Below are 3,540 nucleotides of genomic sequence, written 5' to 3'. Positions count from 1 at the left end.
TCCAGAAATCCTATACCTCCAAGTAATACCAGTAAAAAACCAGAGATTTGGGCATTCCCATTGTTTGGATTTTGCCCATTCGTGGAGGGTGAGCTTTGCCCAATCCCATTTTGCCCAATCCCATGTTGTGAATCCTCGGTGCGGGTGACTCGTTCTGGTTTAACAGTCCGAAAGTAGGCAAAAATCAACGTCAGACTCAGTAAACCCCAGATTCCCGCTAACCAACCCCAAGTAATTAACTTAAATAAACTTAAAACTTCAGTGATAAAGGTTAATAAGACTCCCCAGGTAATAGCTGTCCACAATAGGGAACTACGCCAGCAATAATTGTAACGATAGATGAAGAGAAATAAAACAGTGAAGGTAATCAGAGGGAGCAAAGCCAACATAGTTAGTTATTATAGCAAAGGGAATAGGGAATAGGGAATAGGGAATAGGGAATAGGGAGTAGGGAGTAAGTGATTAACCAAAAGTTCATGTAGGGTGGGCAGTGTATCAGACAGATTCCGAAGTTTGTAATAGGGTTGCTCGGCACTGCCCACCATCGGATTATGACTGCCCACCATCAGATTATGACTAACGAAAAAGATTGTATTTTAAGATACAGAATATTGCCCTAAACCCATCCCTCCAGCCAATTTTTTTCCCTTCTTCGTAAGTGCGACCATAGTAAGATATTCCTACTTCATAGATGCGGCATTTCTTTTTGGCAACCTTAGCAGTAATTTCCGGTTCAAAGCCAAACCGAGATTCTTCGATTTTGATAGATTGGATAAGTTCACGCCGGAATGCCTTATAGCAGGTTTCCATATCGGTAAGGTTAATATTGGTAAACATATTGGAGAGCATGGTTAAAAATTTATTGCCCACCATATGCCAGTAGTACACTACCCGATGGGGACCACCGCCAGCGAAACGGGAGCCATAAACCACATCCGCTTTGCCATCAATAATCGGCTGCATTAACAAGGGATATTCCTGGGGATCGTACTCTAAATCAGCGTCTTGAACGATTACGATATCTCCAGTAGCCAAGCCAAACCCAGTCCGTAAGGCAGCTCCTTTGCCCCGATTCTTGTGATGATAGACAACATGGTCAATCTGGGATTCTAGTGATGACTCTAAAATCTCTCTAGTGCCATCCGTTGAGTAGTCATCGACAACAATAATTTCGCACTCTTTAACCGGAGATGCTTTGACAGCTTCAATAACATTGGCAATTGTGTTGACTTCGTTAAAACAGGGTATTACAACACTTAGCTTCATAAGCTTAATCCTTAATAATAAGCAAATAATTTGATTAGCTTAAAACTTTACATAATCTTTACATAATCCCCGCCTAATTCCCCTAGCCTTTGGTTAAGTAGAGAGTTTGAGCCCCTAAACACATCACGAAATATTTACATAACGTCAGTTACATAAAGTTATGGGAAGTTTCCCCGTGATTAGATGGGATTGAACCCTCAAATTCAGGGCACGACCAGGATTGATAGACAGGTTTGAGGTTGACTACTTGACACCCTGAATAAATTAGTATAATTCTACTGTAGGATTATAAATAGATCAACTAAATAGAGCAACATAGAGCAACTAACATAGAGCAACTACTAAACCATTACGCTCAAGCCTGATTGGGGAGTCGTTGCTCATTACTCATTAGTATTTTGGTAAGCATTCAGCCGTCAGCGGTCAGCCGTCAGACTTTGGCTGATAGCTTGTAGGGTGGGCAAAAACAGTTTGCTTCTTTTGAGTATTCTAGATTATACTACTTTGCCCAACCTACTTTAATTGGTCTGATCCGCGACACGCTGATAGCAGCTTGTAGGGTGGGCAAAAACAGTTTGCTTCTTTTGAGTATTCTAGATTATACTACTTTGCCCACCCTACTTTAATTGGTCTGATCCGCGACACGCTGATAGCAGCTTGTAGGGTGGGCAAAAACAGTTTGCTTCTTTTGAGTATTCTAGATTATACTACTTTGCCCACCCTACTTTAATTGGTCTGATAGCACTGATAGCTGATAGCTGATAGCTGAATGCTTACGTATTTTGACTAATGACTGATAACTAGTGACTAATAACTAAACTAATGACTAATGCCATAGGCTTGATAGCACTAGGTATTAGGCGCGCTAGACATTAAGTACTAACACCATTAACCCAAAACCTAACATCTAACATCTAGCACCATTAACCTAAAAAAAATTCCATCAACCAAGAGAGTATGTCTTTGGATACCAGTAATGACTACATAACACCAGAAGAATCTCACCTTAGTGATTCTTCCTTATCCTTGGTGATTCCCACCTATAACGAGAGTAGAAACATCGGGGAGCTAATTAGAATCCTGAGCAATTTGCTCGATGAAGCTATACCAAACCAATACGAACTAATTGTAGTAGATGACGATAGTCCTGATCGTACCTGGGAAATCGCCCAGGCTCTGATGTCGGACTATCCACAGTTACAGGTAATTCGCCGTCAGCATGAACGGGGGTTATCTACAGCAGTTATTCACGGCTGGAAGGTAGGTACTGGAAAAATTTTGGGGGTAATTGATGGGGATTTACAGCATCCACCAGAGATATTAGTAAAACTTTTGGTAGCAATGGAGGATGGAGCCGATATCGCTATTGCCAGTCGTCATGTAGACGATGGTGGTGTTAGTGATTGGAGTGTAGTGAGGCGTTTCTTATCCAGAGGTGCTCAACTTTTAGGATTATCGATTTTACCAGAAGTTATCGGTCGTGTTTCTGACCCAATGAGCGGTTTTTTTATGGTACGCCGTAGTGCCATTCAGGAAAAAGACCTCAATCCTCTGGGGTACAAGATTCTAATTGAAGTGCTGGCTAGGGGAAAAATTGGCCGAATTGCAGAAGTTGGCTATGTATTTCAAGAGAGACTCTCAGGAGAGAGCAAAGTTACCTGGAAACAGTATGTAGACTATATTAGACACTTACTCCGGTTAAGGTTTTCTCTCGGAACCATTGGTAAACTTAGAAAAGGCATTCCCTTCCCCTTAAAGCGGTTTATTCGTTTTGGCTTAGTGGGATTCAGTGGGGTATTTGTGGATATGACTGTGCTTTACTTACTCCATGACCCTGCTAGTTTGGGTTGGGGACTCACCCGCAGTAAAATTATTGCTGCTGAAGCGGCCATTATGAATAACTTTATTTGGAACGATGCCTGGACATTTAGGGATATAGCGAGTCAGCAGTGGGGATGGGGTAAGCGCTTGAAACGGTTTTTGAAGTTTAACCTGGTCTGTTTGATCGGTTTGTGCCTAAATGTGCTGTTGTTGAATCTGTTGTTTAATCTCCTGGGAATTAACTATCTGATTGCAAATGGTATTGCGATCGCAGCCGTTACTTTCTGGAATTTCTGGATTAATCTAAAACTCAACTGGCGAGTGACGCAAAAATAATGATAACCGGTTGACTGTTGACTGTTGACTGTTGACTGTTGACCGTCAACAGCAAAAGGTTTTAGGGAGTCGGGAGCGGTGCGACCCGTGGCGAATTTAATTCGCCAACGGAAAGCG

3 protein-coding genes and 1 pseudogene are annotated in these 3,540 nt (G+C 41.9%); 1 reads left to right on the top strand and 3 read right to left on the bottom strand.

Annotation, left to right across the window (positions count from 1 at the left end):
- From F6K20_RS29420 to F6K20_RS29410, 3 genes and pseudogenes are all read right to left on the bottom strand, one after another.
- Window positions 1-389 (bottom strand): annotated as a pseudogene (locus F6K20_RS29420) (hypothetical protein); the annotation flags it as partial.
- Between the two features lie 9 nt (window positions 390-398).
- Window positions 399-566 (bottom strand): hypothetical protein, encoded by a 168-nt coding sequence (locus F6K20_RS29415; protein ID WP_158026223.1) that lies wholly within the window; start codon window positions 564-566, stop codon window positions 399-401.
- Between the two features lie 10 nt (window positions 567-576).
- Window positions 577-1,266 carry a glycosyltransferase family 2 protein gene (locus tag F6K20_RS29410; protein WP_287297058.1) on the bottom strand — a complete coding sequence of 230 codons (690 nt, stop codon included), beginning with the start codon at window positions 1,264-1,266 and terminating at the stop codon, window positions 577-579.
- Window positions 1,267-2,223: 957 nt separating this feature from the next.
- On the opposite strand from F6K20_RS29410, the gene F6K20_RS29405 reads away from it, so the two are divergent.
- Complete coding sequence (locus F6K20_RS29405; RefSeq protein WP_287251645.1) at window positions 2,224-3,423, top strand: glycosyltransferase; 1,200 nt, start codon at window positions 2,224-2,226, stop codon at window positions 3,421-3,423.
- The last annotated feature ends 117 nt before the right edge of the window (window positions 3,424-3,540 follow it).

It is taken from the genome of Moorena sp. SIO2C4 (genome assembly GCF_010672485.1).
Taxonomy (GTDB): Bacteria; Cyanobacteriota; Cyanobacteriia; order Cyanobacteriales; family Coleofasciculaceae; genus Moorena; species Moorena producens.
Note: the sequence above shows the minus strand (reverse complement) of the source record. Positions and strands in the feature narration are given on the sequence as shown.

Bases quoted from the DNA above. Each gene is read 5' to 3' on its own strand.
- F6K20_RS29415 (WP_158026223.1), bottom strand. From the start codon at position 566: ATGGTGGGCAGTCATAATCCGATGGTGGGCAGTGCCGAGCAACCCTAT.
- F6K20_RS29410 (WP_287297058.1), bottom strand. From the start codon at position 1,266: ATGAAGCTAAGTGTTGTAATACCCTGTTTTAACGAAGTCAACACAATT.
- F6K20_RS29405 (WP_287251645.1), top strand. From the start codon at position 2,224: ATGTCTTTGGATACCAGTAATGACTACATAACACCAGAAGAATCTCAC.